At 34.4% G+C, this 19,990-nt stretch carries 22 protein-coding genes and 1 tRNA gene; 4 read left to right on the top strand and 19 right to left on the bottom strand.

Going from position 1 to position 19,990, the window contains the following annotated elements; translation table 11 throughout:
• The first annotated feature begins 9 nt into the window (after positions 1-9).
• Both CLO1100_RS11430 and CLO1100_RS11435 read left to right on the top strand, forming a co-directional pair.
• Positions 10-243, top strand: coding sequence for a hypothetical protein (locus tag CLO1100_RS11430; RefSeq protein WP_014313907.1), 234 nt, complete (start codon positions 10-12; stop codon positions 241-243).
• Between the two features lie 40 nt (positions 244-283).
• Entirely contained in the window at positions 284-904 is a 621-nt protein-coding gene (locus CLO1100_RS11435) for an SOS response-associated peptidase (protein WP_014313908.1), read from the top strand.
• Here CLO1100_RS11435 and CLO1100_RS11440 read toward each other — a convergent pair.
• The 5 genes from CLO1100_RS11440 to CLO1100_RS11460 form a co-directional block, all read right to left on the bottom strand.
• Positions 887-2,263: a S41 family peptidase gene (locus CLO1100_RS11440; protein ID WP_014313909.1), complete on the bottom strand. Its 1,377-nt coding sequence runs from the start codon at positions 2,261-2,263 to the stop codon at positions 887-889. The two genes, CLO1100_RS11435 and CLO1100_RS11440, sit on opposite strands and share 18 nt — an antisense overlap.
• 128 nt (positions 2,264-2,391) lie before the next feature.
• A complete protein-coding gene (locus tag CLO1100_RS11445; RefSeq protein ID WP_014313910.1) occupies positions 2,392-3,345 on the bottom strand; it encodes a hypothetical protein in 954 nt (317 codons plus the stop codon).
• 52 nt (positions 3,346-3,397) lie between these two features.
• On the bottom strand, positions 3,398-3,784 hold the full coding sequence (locus CLO1100_RS11450; RefSeq protein ID WP_014313911.1) for a hypothetical protein: 387 nt from the start codon (positions 3,782-3,784) through the stop codon (positions 3,398-3,400).
• A gap of 124 nt (positions 3,785-3,908) precedes the next feature.
• The gene (locus tag CLO1100_RS11455) at positions 3,909-4,748 is read right to left on the bottom strand and encodes a helix-turn-helix domain-containing protein (protein ID WP_014313912.1); all 840 of its coding nucleotides are present in this window, start codon (positions 4,746-4,748) and stop codon (positions 3,909-3,911) included.
• A gap of 192 nt (positions 4,749-4,940) precedes the next feature.
• A complete protein-coding gene (locus CLO1100_RS11460; protein ID WP_014313913.1) occupies positions 4,941-5,852 on the bottom strand; it encodes a dockerin type I domain-containing protein in 912 nt (303 codons plus the stop codon).
• Between the two features lie 667 nt (positions 5,853-6,519).
• Between CLO1100_RS11460 and CLO1100_RS11465 the strand changes: the two genes are divergently transcribed.
• Positions 6,520-7,281, top strand: coding sequence for a DUF2310 family Zn-ribbon-containing protein (locus tag CLO1100_RS11465; RefSeq protein WP_014313914.1), 762 nt, complete (start codon positions 6,520-6,522; stop codon positions 7,279-7,281).
• Between the two features lie 49 nt (positions 7,282-7,330).
• A complete protein-coding gene (locus CLO1100_RS11470) occupies positions 7,331-8,248 on the top strand; it encodes a hypothetical protein (RefSeq protein WP_014313915.1) in 918 nt (305 codons plus the stop codon).
• Positions 8,249-8,416: 168 nt separating this feature from the next.
• On the opposite strand, the gene CLO1100_RS11475 is transcribed toward CLO1100_RS11470, so the two are convergent.
• The 14 genes from CLO1100_RS11475 to flhF form a co-directional block, all read right to left on the bottom strand.
• A tRNA-Leu gene (locus tag CLO1100_RS11475) sits at positions 8,417-8,503 on the bottom strand.
• Between the two features lie 89 nt (positions 8,504-8,592).
• Positions 8,593-9,120, bottom strand: coding sequence for an ABC transporter substrate-binding protein (locus tag CLO1100_RS11480; RefSeq protein ID WP_014313916.1), 528 nt, complete (start codon positions 9,118-9,120; stop codon positions 8,593-8,595).
• A 43-nt stretch (positions 9,121-9,163) separates the two neighbouring features.
• Positions 9,164-9,796 (bottom strand): response regulator transcription factor, encoded by a 633-nt coding sequence (locus CLO1100_RS11485; protein ID WP_014313917.1) that lies wholly within the window; start codon positions 9,794-9,796, stop codon positions 9,164-9,166.
• Between the two features lie 31 nt (positions 9,797-9,827).
• The gene (locus CLO1100_RS11490) at positions 9,828-10,112 is read right to left on the bottom strand and encodes a hypothetical protein (protein WP_014313918.1); all 285 of its coding nucleotides are present in this window, start codon (positions 10,110-10,112) and stop codon (positions 9,828-9,830) included.
• A 92-nt stretch (positions 10,113-10,204) separates the two neighbouring features.
• Entirely contained in the window at positions 10,205-11,596 is a 1,392-nt protein-coding gene (locus CLO1100_RS11495) for a FapA family protein (RefSeq protein ID WP_014313919.1), read from the bottom strand.
• A 10-nt stretch (positions 11,597-11,606) separates the two neighbouring features.
• Positions 11,607-12,371, bottom strand: a complete 765-nt coding sequence (locus tag CLO1100_RS11500) for a FliA/WhiG family RNA polymerase sigma factor (protein ID WP_014313920.1) — start codon at positions 12,369-12,371, stop codon at positions 11,607-11,609.
• Between the two features lie 42 nt (positions 12,372-12,413).
• Positions 12,414-12,803, bottom strand: coding sequence for a hypothetical protein (locus CLO1100_RS11505; RefSeq protein ID WP_014313921.1), 390 nt, complete (start codon positions 12,801-12,803; stop codon positions 12,414-12,416).
• A 39-nt stretch (positions 12,804-12,842) separates the two neighbouring features.
• On the bottom strand, positions 12,843-13,331 hold the full coding sequence (locus tag CLO1100_RS11510; protein WP_014313922.1) for a chemotaxis protein CheD: 489 nt from the start codon (positions 13,329-13,331) through the stop codon (positions 12,843-12,845).
• Entirely contained in the window at positions 13,331-13,951 is a 621-nt protein-coding gene (locus CLO1100_RS11515; protein WP_014313923.1) for a chemotaxis protein CheC, read from the bottom strand. The genes CLO1100_RS11510 and CLO1100_RS11515 overlap by 1 nt, the downstream gene beginning before the upstream one ends.
• Positions 13,952-13,982: 31 nt before the next feature.
• A complete protein-coding gene (locus tag CLO1100_RS11520) occupies positions 13,983-14,429 on the bottom strand; it encodes a chemotaxis protein CheW (RefSeq protein WP_014313924.1) in 447 nt (148 codons plus the stop codon).
• Positions 14,430-14,554: 125 nt separating this feature from the next.
• Positions 14,555-16,633: a chemotaxis protein CheA gene (locus tag CLO1100_RS11525; protein ID WP_014313925.1), complete on the bottom strand. Its 2,079-nt coding sequence runs from the start codon at positions 16,631-16,633 to the stop codon at positions 14,555-14,557.
• A 1-nt stretch (position 16,634) separates the two neighbouring features.
• The gene (locus CLO1100_RS11530) at positions 16,635-17,705 is read right to left on the bottom strand and encodes a chemotaxis response regulator protein-glutamate methylesterase (protein ID WP_014313926.1); all 1,071 of its coding nucleotides are present in this window, start codon (positions 17,703-17,705) and stop codon (positions 16,635-16,637) included.
• A gap of 174 nt (positions 17,706-17,879) precedes the next feature.
• Complete coding sequence (locus tag CLO1100_RS11535; RefSeq protein ID WP_014313927.1) at positions 17,880-18,785, bottom strand: MinD/ParA family protein; 906 nt, start codon at positions 18,783-18,785, stop codon at positions 17,880-17,882.
• A 1-nt stretch (position 18,786) separates the two neighbouring features.
• The gene (flhF, locus tag CLO1100_RS11540; protein ID WP_014313928.1) at positions 18,787-19,956 is read right to left on the bottom strand and encodes a flagellar biosynthesis protein FlhF; all 1,170 of its coding nucleotides are present in this window, start codon (positions 19,954-19,956) and stop codon (positions 18,787-18,789) included.
• Positions 19,957-19,990: the final 34 nt, after the last annotated feature.

Raw genomic sequence — 19,990 nt, forward strand, 5'->3', positions numbered from 1 at the left:
GGTGATATTATGAAGAAGGTTTTTGTACAATTAAATGCAACATTTTCTCCCAATGGTGAGCTGATACCTGTTTCCTTTATTTGGGAAGATGGATCAAAATATATAATAGACAAAGTATATGACCATAAAAAAGCGGCAAGCTTAAAAGTAGGCGGGCAAGGTATTCGCTACCGTTGTAAGGTTATGGGAAAAGAAGTATTTATTTTTTTTGAGGAAGGACGTTGGTTTGTAGAGGGCAAGTAGCTCTATCGTTTATAAAATATAACTTGGAGGAGCAATATTTATGTGTGGAAGATACGCTATTTTTACAGAGGAAGAGAATCAGGAACTTAGAAATATAGTTAATGATATTAATGAAAAACTTAAGGAGAAAGCTACAACAATTAAAACAGGTGAGATTTTTCCCACTGATACCGTTCCGGTTATAACTGATATTTCTTCTGATGGTAAAAAATCAACTGATTTGTTTAAGTGGGGATTCCCCAATTTCAAACAGTCCAGCGGGGTTATTATAAATGCCAGAAGTGAAACTGTTCATGAAAAACCCACCTTCAGAAAGCTTCTTCAATCAGGAAGATGTATTGTCCCTGCCAGCGGTTTTTATGAATGGAGAAAAGCTGACGGTAAAAAAGAAAAGTATTTCATTCGCTCAGCAACAGGCAATTTAATATATATGGCAGGACTGTACAATAGGTTCATTGATAACATGGGAGCTGTAAGTAACAGATTTGTTATTCTGACCACAGATGCAAACGAACAGATGTCTTATATTCACAGCAGGATGCCTGTAATTTTAAGTCCTGAAGATACTTTTATCTGGCTTGACAACAAGCGTGGTTATTTAAAGTTTGCTGAGCTTTTTAAACCTTATGGCGGAAGTATTTTGTTAAATAAAATGGGGTGATTTTTTTCTAAACCAAATCTTAAAACATATAATTCCAATAAATAGTGCAATAATTAAAATAAGCTTTCCTATATCTGAAATCCAAAAGTATTTTATATCTCCTGCCAAAATATAATTAATTGATTTGTCCTGGAAAAGGTTGTTATACCACTTTTGTGTAATTTCTACATCAGGATTAGTTTTGAATTCTTCATTACAAGTTCCATTATCAGTTAATCCCATTGTAATTGAGAGACTAAATACATAGCCACTATTAGGTAATGCACAAATTAAAGGGCTTCCTACAATACCATCACCTCCTGTCTTTTCTCCTACTATAGTCGCAAAACCAGTATTTTTAGAAAATATAGCAAAGGCTTCTGCTGAAGAAAAAACGTATTTATCAACAAGCAAATATATTTTGCCCTTAAAATTTATAGAATTAACCGGATAAATTGTATTTACAACCTTTTTGTAATACTTAAAATTCTTTTTCAATTCAGGTGGTGTATTAGTTAATCCTTCCCTGTTAATTTCCCTGACTAAATCCAGTCTATCATAGCCATTCCCAATCATATGGCTAATAAATGGCTCCTCAAAGGTTGCCCCCCTAAAAACCCAATATATTTTGTTGCTTAGTGGTTTGCTAATAAGAGGCTGAACAATATTTTCTATCCAATATCTGTCATTACCTCCACCATTTCCTCTAATATCAATAATCAATTTACTGTAATCTTTAATGCTGTTAAGAAAAGGTTTTATTATTCTTCTATCTTTCTCAATATTATAATAATCAAATCCACTAACAGCCAGGTATGCAACTTCCCCTTTTTTAATTATTTTTGTATTAGTATTTGTATGTGGTAAAAAGCTCAAAATATCGAATTTACCACTGGCTACGTTGTTTCTCTGAAATATATCTGATGAATTTGAAACTGATTGTTTACTTTCTTTTTGGTTATAGCGTAATAAAACTTTATCATTATTTAATTCTTTTAACCAAGGTTCATTACTACCACTTTCCCAGTTTAAGACAAGATTTTTCCAATAAGAATAATCCTTTTCGCTAAACATGTGCGTATGCCCATTATGAAGTTCATTAAGTATTTTTGACATTGTATCAAAAAATTCCTGATCATTTTTTGTTGACTTCACCATACTTACATATGTATCTTTCTTTGCTAACCAGTCTACACTATTATTTCGTTTATTAACTTCGAAAAAAGGATAATTTTCTTTGAGTATATTACACATGTATTCAAAATCTGCTAATTTTTCATCTTGTGATAATTGATTTGGTAATTCAGAATCTACTTTGCATCCGGTAGTGATAATTGATATAACTGCAATTAAAGTAATAAGTAATAATATTCTTTTCAATATAATTCAACCCCTAGAATTTAATCAAAATTCCCTGCTTCAAAATATAATTATATATCTATTTGTAATAATGTTACAGCAAATATTATTTATTCCAGGGGGCGTGGCTTTGATTTATAGAAAAAACTTTACGTATTCAATTCATCCAGCCTACCAAAGTTTTTTAGAAAAATAATTTTATCAATGGCAACTCTGGCTTTCCACCAATTTTCACTTATAGCAAATTCCTTTGCAAATCTCTCATTGTTTTCAAACCAGCTCCATGTAATATTCCAAACACCATTCTGAGGCCTTGTATCAATTAGGTAATCAAGTTCTTTTGTTATAATATCCTGGTTATCCTTATAAAAGATACTTTCAGGTGAATTTATATAATCGGAAGGCCTTCTAGTATAATAAATCCATTTAGTTGTATCTCTTTCGATAGAATTATATACAAGCTTTTTTACTTTTTCTGTAAGTGATTTATGGTCAAATTGTAACGCCATCCCTGTTTTTCCCAAAGCTTCAAGTAACACACAATAACCTCTAATTCCCATTTCTCCATAATTGTCCGCTTTGCTGAGATTACCGATTATACGGTCAGAAATCATTAGAGCCTTATTGAATATTTCAGAGTCTTTATCAGCATTCAAGAATATGAAACTGGCAATTTCTGCGGTTAGTCCAATGCCTTCAAAAGAGTTGGCTTCCATATTGTATGTCCACCAAGGTGCATGAGCATAATCATCATTAGACGGAATATTGAAATACCATCCGTTTTCAGAACAATAAGCATTACTTTCCAGAAACTTAAATATTCCTCGTACTATCGGATGATGCTTATCATTAAAACCAACTTCTTTTAAAATATTTATTGCCTTTAATGTTGTATATGGTGATGAATTTGGGTTCCAACTATCTGCTTCAAGGGCATGACCAAACCCACCGTCGTCATTCTGATAAATCTCTAAAGCAGAAAGCACTGCCTCCTTACTGCCGTTTTCAAAGTAAAACTGCCAAATTGCTAATTCTAACGGTCTTGCATTACGGTACATCCATGATTTAATCTCTTTGTAGTCTTTTAATGTAAGTTTTTTCACAATATCACCTTCAAATATTAAAATTATTAGAATCTTTATTAAAAATCAGGCATTATATAAATAGACACCACCATACACCATACTTATCTATCAATTCCACTCCACATGGGCTAAAAAATAGTTCACCAAAAGGAGTAATAATTTCGCTACCGTCAAGCAGGGTTTCATATGCCTTACGTACCCTCCTCTCTTGACCTGCTCCAAATTGAATGCAAAATTGCATAGTATTGCCTGTAAGCCTTTTATCTCCGCCGGCACGGGTGGTGTCATGAGCCTCACCAACCGCAATGGCTTGTCCACAAACGTCAAGTTCCCTATGGATGACTGTACCATTTTCGTCTACATCCTCAAAACCTATATTTGCATCAAACGCCCTCTTATATAACTCGAAAGCCTCATCACTTCCTTTAACATAAATTTGAAGTATTGTTCTAAACATATATAACCCTCCCCAGTGATTTAACACTTTTTATCTGATGCTCAACTACTTCCCAAATATAATCAAGCATCAAGTTTTTATATAATACCATTTTCAGTTTTTGTTGTATTGTAAAAATCCGACATCACCTGGTTTTATAAGCAAATATTCTAGCATCTGCAGTAGATAAGGTGTGATATTTTTTGAAATCATTAAGTAAATGCGATTGGTCTGTATATCCATATTTGCAAACACTATCGTGAATATTTAAATTTGTATTATATAAAATATCCTGCCAAAGGTATTGGTAGCGAACAAGACCTGAAAGTTTTTTGGGCGAAACCCCGACGTACTCTAAAAACAACCTTTCTAGCTGCCTTTGGCTTACTGCCGTGAAACCGGCAAGTTCAGAAATATTGGCTGTACCTTTAGACTTTAAAATTTTATAAACAGAATTCATTATATTATTGTTCTGTTTGTCATGGTTTATCTTTTTAATGAGATATTGCTGAACCTTATCTACTCTATCAAGAAATAACTGATTGCTAATCAGTATATCATACAAGTCACGCTTAAAGTTTTTAAAGTAATCTTCAACTACAACGAAAGAATTAAGAACATGTTTCATTGATTCATCGGAAAATAATAGTACAGCCCAGCAATAGAACCTAATGGCAAAGCAAGACATTGAAGATGTAACATTTTTTGTCTTATCTATAAATGTAGTATCACTTACACCTGCAAAAAAACCATCAAGCTCGTTTTTATCCGTATTAATGTTAAATATTATATCCATGCATGTATCAGGTATTACAAGCTTATCTTTTATTTCAGTTGAAGTAAAACTCGAATAAGGCTTCCGAGTACCCCAAAAACAGCATATGTAGGGTTTAAGCACTTCACAAGGTTGAATTTCAGTATAAGATTCGTCATTTAAAAACGGCTGGGCAGTAATTGGCCGATAAATAGTATTTAATTTAAACATTTACTAATCCTTATAGGTCTATTTAGATAAGTTATTAGTTTAAAATCCAAAATATAAAATTACGTAGTAAATTTCTCCAAGATGTTAATCATATTATTACTTGTACAATACCAAAAGTCAATGACAAAAACCAAGGGTTTCAGCGAATAGCTGAAACCCTTGGTTTTTCTGGTACAGGTTTATAACAGATTCCTATTTGTAAGGTAAAGTTTTTACGATACCCAGCAGGTACTGCTTCATGATAGCAAAATCAATTGCATCTATAGTGTTATCAAGATTAAGATCCAAAACTTGATTGTATGTATGTGTGGGACTCATCAAGTACATCTTTAAAGATGAGAAATCCAAGGCATCAATACTTCCATCATTGTTACAATCTCCATATTTTATTGTAGGAGTACTAGTACCAAAAAAGTTAACTTTTTGCATTTCAGCCCACATAGCTTTTGCTGTTGCTACGCTTCCAGCTGTAGTAGGATGTATACCATCAGGTAGTGTATACTCTGATAAATGTCCGTCCCATGTTGGTCTTATATCAAAGAAATATGTTTCCGGCTTTACTGCTGCGTTAGCTACTGTAGATTGCATTATAGGTCTTAATGCATCCAATTTTCCCTTTAAACCGTTGAGATCTCCGTTTGGATCAGGGTAGAACAAATAAAATACTTTAACAACGCCATCAGCTTTCATTTGTTTCAATAGATTAGTAACTGCATCTGTTGCATTCTTAATAAAAGGAGTGCTTTCAGTATACGGTGGAGCAGAATAACCTTGTAGACAATCGTTTCCACCACCATCCATTATTACATACTTAACTTTACTAGAACTAATACCATTTGTGTACTGAGAAGGAATGCCATTATTTGCTAATGTAGCTCCAGATACTGGATTGTTTCTAAATCTATCATTTGCACCTAAAACACCAGCATTTCTAGCTTCATTTTCTAAGGCTCTGACAATTTCACCAGACAATGCGAAATACGAATCGCCAATAACCATTACGTCACTTCCGTTGATTTGAGGGGTGGCAGCAAAAATAGTTGATGGTGCAAAGCTTGCCACAATAACAGCCACGATGATAGAAAATAAGAGTAGTTTTTTCATGTTTCTTACCTCCAAAAGATATTTTTATATATGAATTCACTTTGATACTAAAATTTTTATTGTGGAGTTACAGCCAAGAGACTATCTGTTGATATAATTTCATTGAATGCATTCGGTGAATTTCATTTTATATTACATTATATTACATATTGATAATTATATAAAGATAATATTGTAAAAATATACAAATTATAATCAATACTGCTATCAACAAATTGAGCCTTGAGAAGCCGATTTGAGAACTTTTTGTAAGGTTAAGGATTTACTCGTCAGTAATCCTTAATTTGCATGGCTTGAAACCATTTTTTATTATTCTAATTTCTAATCTCGAAAGGGTTGTATAATATCTGTATCTCGTTTATCATTTACCTCAAAAAACTACTGATTAACTTGGCTATCCAAATAAATCAGAAATAAATGATTATTCTATTACATACCTACTTTTGGTATAATCATTGTATTAATAAATGAGGTGGATAATAATGAAACTTTACAGACCCGTTGGAATTAAAGAACTTGATAAATTTAAATAGTCAAATAATTGGGAAAATTCGTGTTATTAATACATAATACGGTGAGAACTATCAAGGTGATAAGCAGGAACTTCCCTATTACAATTCTATATAAACTAATCTTTTTATTTAGATATACGTTAGGAGGTTATTTTATGTTTCTATTTACAGTAACCACTTATCCAAGTAAACATCAAAGAGAAAACTGCTATTCCGAGTTTAAAGAAGAGCAAGCTTGGTACTTCGGAGCTTTAATTAAAAACGGTCAGATTCTGATGAATGACTGCAATACAATTTTTCAGGAAGACAAGTTTATAACTTACTTATTGGCTCCTGAGCAGGATTCTCTGGACTTAAGGAACGCAAATAAATACGTAAATGAATTTTATATAAAACTACTTACCCTTTGTACCCAAGAGCCTACAATCCAATTATTAGGTAAATCTTCGGATTATGAAGAAACTTGTAGCTGTGAAACACCTAGCTGGTATATGTTATACTCGTACTATACAACTAATGAGTCTCCAGTTGTTTGTGGTGATTGCGGCAAATCAGTCCCGCTGTATAGATTACCTAAAATTCTAGGCGAAGACGAGTATTATTCTGTCCTTGGATGGCAGAAAGCTTATAAAGCATGCAACCGTTTATTTCTTGAAGGAATTGCTGAGCGAGTAGCATATCAGAGGTTATCAAAACCCACATCAGATTTATCAAAATTAGGCCATGAAATATGTACAGCATTCGAAAATGCCACTGAAAAGCCTTTTTATTACTATCTATTCCGATATTATTCTTCTCATAAACCAGTATGTCCTATTTGTTCATTACCGTGGAAACTAGAAGAAGATAATAAATCATTTATGGACTATAGTTGTGATAAGTGTAGATTAGTAGCTGATGAGGTTAACTTCAGATAGCTTATTGAAATAGAGATTTACCTCATATTTTCCAAGAAAGGATATGTATATGAAGAGAGAGAAAAAAAGAAAATCTAAAAAAAACAAATTGATAAAAAGTAAAATGCTTAATAATCAGCCTACTCCAACCATTTTAAAAGATACTGATATTGAAATATCATACAAAAATATTAATATTACAATTCTTTTTGTTGGTTTAATAATATCATGTGGAATTATAATGGGTTATATTAAATTCTTTCAATGGAGTTATACACTTAAGGTTAATATCTATATTAATATATTTATAAGAACTCTATCTGCACTTGTGTTGGTTCCATTTCTAATACTTGGAGTACTTTTAATACTAAACAGTATAAAAGATATCAATAAAAATCTATCAATTAAAATCGAAAAAATAAATAAATTATTAAGCCCTCCATTAATTAGAATTCTGCAAATTGAGTATAGACCTATTGGTGCGATGATTGTAGCCTGTATTTATGTCTTACTGAGCTTAATTCTCTTTGTTTTAACCGTAGTACTTATATCATATCTGGGTAATGGGAAATTAACTTATGATAACCTCTATTTTTTGACGGGGACAATTTTAGTATTGGTAGAAGCGTATTTATTTGGATTTTTACCTTATTTTTTCTCAAAAGCTGCAAAGTATTTCAGTTTAAGTAAGGACAAAGAAGATATTTCTCTTGATATATACAATGTTACTGCCTTAAAAGTAACTAGATTCATCCTTTATCTAATTGCAGGAATTGCATATTTATGTAAGAATGTAGATTTTTTTATGGTAGGAGCTATAGAGTTAATAAAAATATTAGGATTCGGTACAATATCTAAAGATCAGTATAGTAAAATTATAATTGAAGTATTCCTTACATTTATTATTTTTGATACTGCCTTTTATATTTTATTCGTTGATATTTTAAACCCGTACTTGAAAAAAGGTAAAAAACAAGAAACAAACTAAAAGTAGATGATATTAAATAAGATATTGTTAAAATTTCGCCAAACTAGCAAAATTTCATGTAGATTATGTGGGTGTCCCTAACCTTTTTATAATTATTTTCTTCTTTAGCAAAACCACATATAAACAAAAAACAAGGGTTTCAGCTATTCGCTGAAACCCTTGTTTTTTTGGTGCCGAAGACCGGAATCGAACCGGTACGGTATCGCTACCGCTGGATTTTGAGTCCAGTGCGTCTGCCAGTTTCACCACTTCGGCATACATAACATCTGCTGCTTGTATATATTAACACAGAAAATAAGATAACGCAATACTAAAATTATAAAAAACTAATAATTTTTAACAAGCTATTTAATACCGCATATTTTCTTTACGAGGTAGTCTAAATCCTCATTTTTCTTAAACTTATATGTTCCCGAAATAATCTTTCTGGAAGCCTTGTAAGAATGAATAACATTGGTAAAATCTTTTTCGCTTGTTATAATACCTTTATCAAGGAGTTGTTTCATTACCTCGTTAGAAATATGACCGTCTTCTATTTTAATTACAATATTTCGTTCGTTAGTATCAGTACCTGTTTTCTCTTTGTTTGCGGTGCTTGCTTTATCCGCAACCTCTGTTGAAGCCTGAGAAACTGTACTTACTCCCGGTGACTTTTCGCTTGTCGTATCAGCAACTGTACTGTCTGCTGCTGAATTATTTTCATTAAGTAATTTAACCGGTTCAATCAAGCCATAGCTCTTGGCACGGCTGATTATCTCATCTTTGGTTAGTTCCTTTTGTGTCCCCCCGGAATAAATCATCCCGGCTATTGCGGTTATAATCATTCCGATACCGATTCCCAACAATATACTTTTCTCGTGCACTTTTCTCATCTGTATACTCCTATGCAAATATCACTTTAAATTGTAAATTGCACTATTTACTGCTGCTTAAACCACGTATAAGTCCGATTTCACCTTTTCCCATTTTCATTTTCTCTGCGATTTCGTCATTGCTCAAGCCCTGTTCAATTAATTGCAGTACTTGCTTTCTTCTGCTGTTGAGTACTAATTTTGAAGGCTTCTCATCGTCTTCCTTGGTATCAATTGTTTCATTGGTTGGCTCATTTTGCTGTTTTTTACCGCTTTGCATATTCTTGTAGCTCTGGATATTTGTAAGCTTCTGAATATCCTGATTGATTTGCTGATTAATTTTATCGACTTCAGCTGAAAGCTCCGGGGTTGAAATAACCGGCTCCTCTATTTGTGTCTGTTGTTGAATTTTGTTAACAGGTTTTTCTTGAACTTTGTCTTGGTTATCTAAATCTTTAACTTTCTTGAAAAATTCCTGATTTTTTTCAGAAATTACTGTTACAACGTAATCAGACATTCTGTTAAGTTCATGTATCATTTCTTCTGAATCCTGAATTAAACCAAACATCTCGTCCTTTTTGCGATCAAATTCTTTAAAAAAGTCTTTACCGTTAGCCCTATCCATTATAATAAGGAAAAGAGATACTGCTACCAAAATAACTCCCAAGAATATTATAGTAACGTAAAATGCTCCCATATCCACCTCTAGAACTTATCATTTGTTTTTATCAGACCCGAATGTCTATTGTGGGTCTGTCATCATCCTTATTCTGCCGTTTCTTTTTCTTTTCATTCTGCCTTGAATTGTCTTTTTCCTGCTTTTCTTTAACACGACCGTTTTGTACATTTTCTCTATTAACAACCTGTTTCAGATTATTGTCTATTTTCGTCTGACTGGCTGTTTGCTGCTGCTGCTGAATTGCCTGATTTTTATTAACGTCGTCGTTATAAATCTTTGATACTTCAGATGTCTTTGGAATTACCATCTGAAAATCTATAGGTTTTATTGACAAAAAAACCGCCCCCTATGCCGGATTTATTTAACTAAACAATCCTTAGAAATACTTGTAATAAGCATATGGAAAGAGCATTAGCCGATCTCTTATTACTTGTCAATAGGCCCAACACGTACATCTGCTCCGTCTCTGTACAAGGTACAGTATTGAAGAGGTTCCTTTACATACATCATACATGTTCCTATTGAAACCTTTACTCCGGGATAAATATAACTTAATGCACGTATCTTGCCATTGCCTTCCTGTTGCAACTTTTCATCCAAAATTGCAATTTCATGCTTTACTTCCTCAATCTTTGTTGATAAGTATACTTTTGTCCGGACACTCTTTGTTAAAATCTCCTGCTTATCCGGAGTCAATGCACCCGCACTTTCCATCTTACGTAATATTGTAATTGCCTGATCTGCCTTTTTTATATCACTTTCCATTGAAATCATTTCTTCTCTTGCATTTTTGTATCTTTCTCTTACAGAAGGATCTGCACCTACTTCAACATCTGTAATTGTAGCCATATGTGATCCGATAACCTTAGCAACTACAATGTTGCCGACCTTACACGTACCTCCCACCAGAAGTCCCTTGTTTCCGGTTAGCTCAAGCTTGTTCCCACATTTTACATTACTGTGCATTACGGCTTCTGCCTGAATATTGTTACTTGCTTCTATGCTGCTGTATTCTATGTATCTAGCTACTATATCACCGCCGGCAATGAGTGTTCCTTTACCCATACCCTGCATTCCCCGTCGTAATATAATATTCCCGCCGGCTCTAATTGTTGCACCTTCAACAACCCCAAATACTTCAACATTTCCACCAGCTTCTACTGAGAAACCTGATAAAACATTTCCCTTTATAATAACGCTTCCTACGAAACTTACATTTCCTGTTGAATTATCTACATCAGCAGGAACTTCATGATTTGTATATACGCTTACTTTCGTAGCATCCAGATATTCAACCTCTCCCGCAGTAGTTGCAACAAGATTTTGTCCATCCTCAGATATTGCAACATTCTTACCTCTTGGGAGTACCGCAAGTTTACCGCTTACAGCAGGGATAACTCTACCTTTAACGGTTTTTCCTTCCACTCCTTTTACAGGAGGAACCAAAGAGCAAAGTACCTGCCCCTCCTGAACCGACTGAATCAGATTTAACTCTCTGTAATTTATCCTGCCATCCTCCATTAGAGTTGGAGTTTTGTTAACATCAGTGTTAAAATGATATGTAACCATCCCATTTTTACCATTTTGGGGTGCGATACCTTCCGCTACACAAAACGCTTCGTTGTACATTGGGCTTTCAACAAGATATTCTATTATATCTTCCTTGATACCAAAAACTACTCTCTGACTGTCAAGAGCACCGATAATATCATCTTTTTTAATTGCTAAATTGTCTCCGGTGTTGTAAAGTGTTATAAAAGCTTTTAGCTCGTCTGGTGAAACCGTTACCAAAATTTTTAAATCTTTTTGTTCTACCATATTTTCTCCTTTACGATTCAAGCATTATCCTATGCCTAAACAGCTTTCCCTTCATTCTAAGTAGTGCTTTTGTATGCAACTGAGAAATTCTTGATTCGGTTACATTCATTATAGCACTTATTTCCTTTAAAGTCAGTTCTTCAAAATAATAGAATGTAATTACTGCTTTTTCTTTCTCAGGTAACTTATCTATAGAATCTGCAAGAAGTTGCTTCATTTCATTAAATTCCAGGGAAGCCTCCGGTTTGTCCTCAGTACTTTCACTGAATATTTCAAGCCCTCTCTCGTAATTTTGTTCCATGAACTCATCAAGAGACATCATTGAGGACACATTTACGTCGTTTAATAATTTATAGAAATCGTCCATACCCAATCCCATTTTCTCAGCAACTTCCTTATCGGTTGCAGTATGGCCTTTTTCGTTTTCTATTTCAGCATATACTTTTTCGAGTTCCTTATTTTTTTGCCTCAGTGATCTTGGAACCCAATCCATATCACGTATGCTATCTATAATTGAACCTCTTATTCTTAAAGAGGCATATGTTTCGAATTTAACACCCTTAGCGAGATCATATTTTTCTATCGCATCTATAAGGCCAAATGCACCGTATCCAACCAAATCATCAAATTCCACATTCGAACCAAAATATATACTTAACCTTCCAGCAACATACTTTATCAGGTATGCATACTGAATTATTAGCTTTTCTTTTGCAGAAGCATCTTTAGTTTCAATATACTGTTTCCACAGATGATTAATACTTTCGCTAAACATGTTAGTCCTCCAATTAGTATCTTACTATAAATATCACTAAAGTTACTCTTTCATTCTAGTCCTCACTGCCTGTGATAAATCTAGTGGAGTAAAGCCATCGTCTAGATTGCTATCTGCAACTAAATCCAGGTTGTTACCTAAATGTTGCTCTTTGGCCAATTTTTCCGCCTTTTCTTTTTCTATTCTCAATCTCTCCTGATTTTCCTCTTCCTTCTTTTCCTTTTCAGCCTGCTCCTTCAGCTTGTTTTGTTCTCCTACAATGCCGGTAATAGTAGCTTTTAATAGTGTACCGATAAAATAAAAGATTACCATTGCAATTATCATATATATACAAGTCTGATTCAAACTTTTATTATTGCTAATACCGATTAATCCTGTAATAATAGCTGCAAACAATGCAAATAGAAACGGTATTTTCATGATTGTCTCCATTCTTACACCTCAGTTGTAAAACAAAATCATATCTTCTCTCTATATTTGTTTTATTCCAAAACCGATTGTTTTTATCATTAGTCTTCCATCATCGGAATACAGTTCTATGGTACGTCCGTAATTTCCTCCTGTATCCTCTGATATGATGGGAATATTTAATAGTTTGAGTTTTTCCTTTGATGCAACCACATTTCTGTATCCTATTCTCATTAAATCCGAACTTTGATTGAATACGAACATTTGGGCTCCACCGGCTAGTTTTGCTACTATTCTGTCCTTCCTTGCACCAAGTTTTATCATGTCATCTACTAATTTTACTATAGCCGTATCAGCAAATTTAGCAATATTACTGTTATTTTTTGCCTGTTCGCTGCAAGGCAGCATAACATGTGCTAATCCGGCTATTTTTGATGTAGAATCATACAGGGCAACCCCCACACATGAACCGAGACCTAATGTAGTTATCATACAAGGATGACGCGATGAATTAAGGTCAGCCATACCGACCTTTATAATTTCAATATCCATTATTCTATAACTCCCAATGCTCTTAATAGTATCTCGTATGATTCAACATCAGGTATCAGTAGAAAGTCTCCAAAAACCCTTGTAATACCTTCACTAAACTCAGTCTCTATGTACAATACCGAATCGCCGACCTTACCAAACTCAATTGCCGGTACACTCAGTATTGCACCTGCCATGTCAATAGCCAGTTCAGGTACAGAAGGCAATATTTTTAAGTTTGTCAAGCCAGCCAATGCTGAAAGATATGATGCCGTTAGTATGTTACCGATTTCCTTTAGTGCAGATAACTCCAATTCGTTAAAATCCAGATTAGTTTCATCATTGGAACCCAGTAATATATTTACCAGTTTTCTAGCAGCATTAATGTCCAAAATAAACATCATATTACCAGTTATATCCCCGGTTACATTAAGCAAAATTCCAACGACAAGTATTTCTTCACCGCCAAGAATCTGACTTACCCTGTCAAATCCCATTATTTTAACTTCGGGTACAGCCATATCCACTTTTTTGTCTATCATTTTGGCCAAAGAAGTTACTGCATTTCCTGCTCCTATATTTCCAATCTCTCTAAGTACATCCATCTGAATATTGTTTAATTCATCAAAACTAATTGACATCACTCATACCCCTATTTTTATATTTAAACAATTATATTTTAACAAGCTTATCGAAATTCAGAAGTGTTACAATTTCTCCGTCAACCTTACCAATTCCGAATATATAGTCCGCTATAGTACTGTTCATCAAACTTGCAGCACTCTCAATAGACTCTCCGCCCAGCTGTATTGTTTGAAGTACCTGATCAACTATGACCCCTATAGAAACTTCTTCAAGCTTCAAAATTATTATACGTGTTTCTTCTGTCTCTTCTGCTACAGGAAGATTGAATTTTAGTCTTAAATCCATTACAGGGATTATGTCTCCTCTTAGATTTATAACACCCTTAATATACGGTGGTGTTTTAGGTACCCTTGTTATTGTTTTCATTCTGTCTATAGTGGTAATTTTTAGTGAGTCAATACCAAAACGCTCTTCTCCGAGACTAAATACAATAAACTGTTTTGTTTCAAATTCTTGAAGTTGTAAGTCAGCCATATTTATCTCCATTTCCGTCACAGACTAAAGTAATGTATAATGCATCTTTCCGGTCTGTGCCATTTTTTTATTTTATTTACGAATCCTTGTCCGAAATCCGCATATGAAAATTATAGTCCTCATCGTTAAGTAATGGAATTTACATCAACTATTAATGCCACATTTCCGTCACCAAGTATTGTAGCCCCTGCTAAATACTTGATTCCGGTCAGGAGTTTGCCCAAGGACTTAATAACTATTTCCTGTTGTCCTATAACACTGTCTACAACAAGTCCTGTCAGCTTTTCACCTTTTCTCACAATTACTATCTTCAACTGCTTCTGGTTAGCCTGCTCATCACGGTTTGGAACCTCCAGAGAATCAGCAAGCCTTGTGATAGGCACAACCATGTTACGAAGCAATATAACCTCCTGTCCCTGAACTGTTTTAACCTCTTCAGCAGACCAATTGTATATCTGATAAATCGCACCTAACGGTATGGCATATTTTTCTCCGCCTACATTTACCAATAATGCCTGATATATTGCAAGAGTCAGCGGCAATTTAATAATAAATTTACTTCCCTTACCGCTTTGCGTTTCAACTTCAACCGTACCTCCAAGCTGCTCAATTTTAGTTTTAACTACGTCAAGGCCCACACCTCTCCCCGACAATCCTGTAATCTTGTCGGCTGTGCTGAAGCTTGGTCTGAAAAGAAGCTCTATAGCCTCCTGTTGAGTCATGGAACTGGAAGCTTCTTTAGTTATTATACCGTTTTCTACAGCTTTATTCTTTATCTTTTCTATATTTATGCCTGCACCGTCATCTTCAACCTCAATTAATACGTTATTTCCTGACTGGTATGCTGTAAGGTTGATTCTTCCTAGCTCAGACTTACCAAGTTCTTTTCTTTTTTCGGTAGATTCCAGACCGTGGTCGCAGGAGTTTCTGAGCAAGTGGATAAGAGGATCTCCGATTTCATCAATAACAGTCCTGTCAAGTTCTGTTTCCTCACCCGACATCTTCAATTCTATTTCTTTTCCCAAATCCTTTGCAATATCTCTGATCATTCTAGGGAAGCGATTGAATACGGTCTCAACAGGAACCATTCTTACCTTCATAACTGCGTCATTCAGATTAGTTGTTATTCTTTCAAGGTATTCAAGAGTTTCATGGTATTCCTGAGGCTTTTCGGTTATATCAGTTCCTTCAAGTCTCGTCTTTGTTATTATAAGTTCTCCAACCAGATTCATTAAAACATCAAGTCTGTCTATATCAACTCTGACTGTTCTCTGTGTTTTTTTAGGAGCGTTATTAGCACTTTGTTTTGCAGCTTCCTGACTCTCAACGGCATGTTTTTGAGCCTCCTGCGCAGTTTCACTGGCTTTTGTCTCAGAAACAGGTTTATTTTCGTCTGCAACTGAAGACGAACTGTCAGCATCAAACTTTTCAAGAGTGGTTATAATTACTTCATCGACCTCTGCTATGGAATTCAATTCCTTTGCAAAAAGTTGTTCATTTTCTTTTGACACTACAATTACTGTGAATTCATTATCAAATTTTTCATCTTCAATATCTTGCACTGAAGGCTGTGACTTTATAATTTCACCATATCTTTCCAACGTCTGGAACAATATGAATGCTCTCGCTGATTTCAACAAACAACCGCTGTTAAGTACCAGAGTAATCTTTAATGCATTAATGCCCATATCTTTTGCTTTGTTGACTGCATTTTTCTCAAACTCATCAAGCTGCATCTGTGCAGTTAAATATTTACCCTCATTAACAGGCTGTTCTGCCTTCTCTGCTGTTCTTGTTTTCTCCGGAGTTTTAACAGTACCCTTATTGGCAAGTATCTCATTTAGAGCGTCTATTACATTTTTATATTCTTTATCGCCCTCGCCGCCGGTATTAACTACACTGTTTACATAATTTTCAAGTGCATCGAGACACTTAAACAATACATCAACAAGGTCTGAAGTAACCTTGATTTCATCGTTTCTAATAGCATGAAGAACATTTTCCATATCATGGGTCAACTTTGTCATTTTTGTATAGCCCATGGTTCCTGCCATTCCTTTAAGTGTATGTGCTACCCTGAAAATCTCGTTCAACACATCTTTATCTTCAGGATCCTTTTCTATCTGCAAAAGACATTCATTCAAGCTCTGAACGTGTTCTTTTGCTTCCTCTATGAATATTTGTAAATACTGACTCATATCCATTTTAACGCACCCCCAAATATTGGATTATTTCACTTGGAATTTTATCAAGTGATACTATTTTGTCTACTGCACCGGTTTGTACTGCCATTTTCGGCATTCCATAAACTACGCTTGTTTCTTCGTCTTGGGCTATTATAAAACTTTTATTTACTTCCTTTAATTTTTTAATTCCTACACTCCCATCAGCACCCATACCTGTCAGAATAACACCGATTATATTTTTTAGCCCAGTTTCCGACAAAGAAGTCATCATAACATCTACTGATGGTCTGTGTCCTCCGACAGGAGGAGATTTGTCCAAATTAATTATTATATCACCATTTGCAGATGTTTGAATCTTCATGTGTGAGTCCCCCGGTGCTATATATGCATAACCCTCAAGTACTTTTTCTTTATGGGTTGCTTCTTTGACTATCAAGTCACTCTTACTATCCAGTCTTTCTGCAAGAGACTTTGTAAATCCGGGAGGCATGTGCTGAACAACCAGAACTGCTATGGACATATCTCTCGGTAAATAAGGTATAACCGTTTGCAATGCCTTTGGTCCACCTGTAGAACTTCCGATTGCTATAATATTTTTCACAGGCTTTGTGCTTTTTGAGGTCACTCTTTTATCATTATCTATCGACTTTTTCTGAATAGATTTTAGCTTAATATTTTTAGCTATAATAATTTTTTCTATTATTTCATTTCGTTTAGAATCATTTTTAATTTCAAATATATTCTTGGGCTTTACAACAAAATCAACTGCACCTTCATCCAGTGCTCTTATGGTCATTTCAGTACCATACTCTGTTTCACTTCCAAACATTATTACGGGTCTTGGAATTCTCTGCATAATTTGCCTCAGACAGTTAATTCCGTCCATTACAGGCATGTCTACATCTAATGTTACCACATCCGGATGCAGATGATGTATTTTTTCCAATGCATCCTTGCCATCAACAGCAGTACCAACCACAGAAATAGAATTATCTGAGTTAAGCATGTCTGATAACACTTTTCTCATAAATGCAGAATCATCTACAATCAATACCTTTATTGGATTGTTCTTTTTTAAATTTAAACTCATTGGTTACCTCAGCCTTTTATTAGAAGTTTCATTGCTGACCTACTATTATCCTATTATCTTCTTCATGTCTTTGTAGCCAATTTTATATACTTTAAATATAAATTTTTATTTTTTCCCCGTTAAAATTATAAAACATACCAAAATAATCCTATCTAATTATAGTATACTCTCTTATTAATGAGTAAACAACCCAACAAAACGGTTCAGGAAACCTTTAATGCCAGATTGTGTATTTTTTTGTTGATTTATGTCGTTTTTTATGAGTGTATCAGCAAGTTCTATGAACAATTTGCTGGTGTAATTTTTAGGATAGCTTAATAAATACGGTTTCTGAAGCTTTACTGATTTTATTAACATCTGATCAAAGGGCAAATAACCCAAGGACTGAAGCTTCATACCTAAAAACTTTTCAGAAACCATTGCAAAGTTATTGTATACATTTCTAGCCTCTTGCTCACTTTCAGCTCTGTTTATCAAAACATTTATAGCACAGTCCTTTTTTATATTTGACACAGTCTTTACTAATGCATATGCATCAGTAATTGACGTCGGTTCGGGTGTTACAACAAGAACAACTTCGTCCGCAGACATTACAAAATTCATAACAGTATCAGATAAACCGGCACCTGTATCTATTAAAATATAATCAGCAATATGATCAAGTAATGACATATTTGCCATAAAAATTTCCAAGGAACTTTTGTCAAGATTAATTAGTTCCTGTACCCCTGACCCACCGGAAATAAATTTTATATTACCCGGTCCGTCACACAATATATCCAATAAACCTTTGCCATTTTTAATACAATCCAGCATTGTGTATTTAGGAACTATTCCAAATACGACATCTATATTTGATAAACCCAAGTCAGCATCAATTATTACAACTCTGTAGCCTCTTTGACTAAGAGCTATTGCAAGGTTAACGGTAACATTTGTTTTACCTACTCCACCTTTTCCGCTGGTGACAGTAATAACCTTTGCACGCTTTTGTTCTGCTAAGTTTTGAGGCTGCTGCGGGTTTTCCGTTTTATTAAGATTATTAACTATCTGCCTTAACTTATCAGCTTGATCTATCATATTATGTTATACTCCCCAGTAGATTTTTTGATATCTTTTCTGTGTTCACCACTTCTATATCATCGGGTACATTTTGTCCGTTAGTTATATACGCCAAAGGTTTATCCGAGTAGCATTTTGTATTGAGTATACTGCCATAAACAGGCGTTTCATCAAGCTTTGTAAAGATAAGTCTGTAATTTGGTATAAATCCGTAATTTTTAATTATATCTCTGCAGTTTTTTGAGCTTACCGTTGCACTCAGTACAAGGAATACTTCATCTGCATTGCAGACTTCTATGATTTTTTGTAATTCCTCAAACTTTTGTTTATCCCGGTAGCTGCAGCCTGCAGTGTCTATAAGTATTACATCCTTGTCACTGTAATTCTCTATTTGACTGCTAATTTCCTCTACCGAATATGCAATTGATATCGGTATTCCAAGTATCTCTGCATAAGTCTTTAGCTGGTCGACAGCAGCTATTCTATAAGTATCAGCAGTTATAAAACCGACGTTTTTATTGTTAGTCAACATAAATGAAGCAGCAAGTTTAGCAAGTGTAGTTGTTTTTCCTACACCGGTAGGGCCCACGAACAGTATTACCGTTGGCTTGCCATCCTGCCTGAAGTTGATAGGTTCTGCCTTGCCCAATATTGAAGATATAACAGATAACATAGCGACTGATGCATCATTAATATTTCTTGCATCACTCTTCTCAGCGACTTTTTCTATGATCTTCTGTGCAATATCCTGATCTACTTCATTTTTCAGCAGGTTATTGTATAATAATTGAAAAACCTGTGACAATTGTGCAGTTTCATCACTTTTAGCAACATCAGCACTTTTGTTTTCCGGTTTTATAATGTCAAGTATACGATCCAATAAAGTCTCTATTTTAGTTACTTTATTCTCTAGCTGAGTTATTTTTTCCTCTTTTTGTGACAGCATATTTTTAGGGCTTACATCGTTTTCCAAGGAATTATCAGGTCTTGTTAACTCCTTTCTGGACGTTTTTGCTGAATCATCATCTATTGCAGCCATTACCTCCATCATAGGACTGGTAAAATACTTTTTAAAGCCTTTTTGCCTTACTTTTTTTGTACTCAATATAATTGCATCATTTCCCAGATCCATTTTGACTTTCAGCAAAGCTTCCTGTGTATTTTTACCCATATAGCGCTTTATTTTCATACGTTAACCTCCGGATTTGTTTGCAATAGACTAC

Source organism: Clostridium sp. BNL1100, assembly GCF_000244875.1.
GTDB lineage: Bacteria > Bacillota > Clostridia > Acetivibrionales > DSM-1351 > Ruminiclostridium.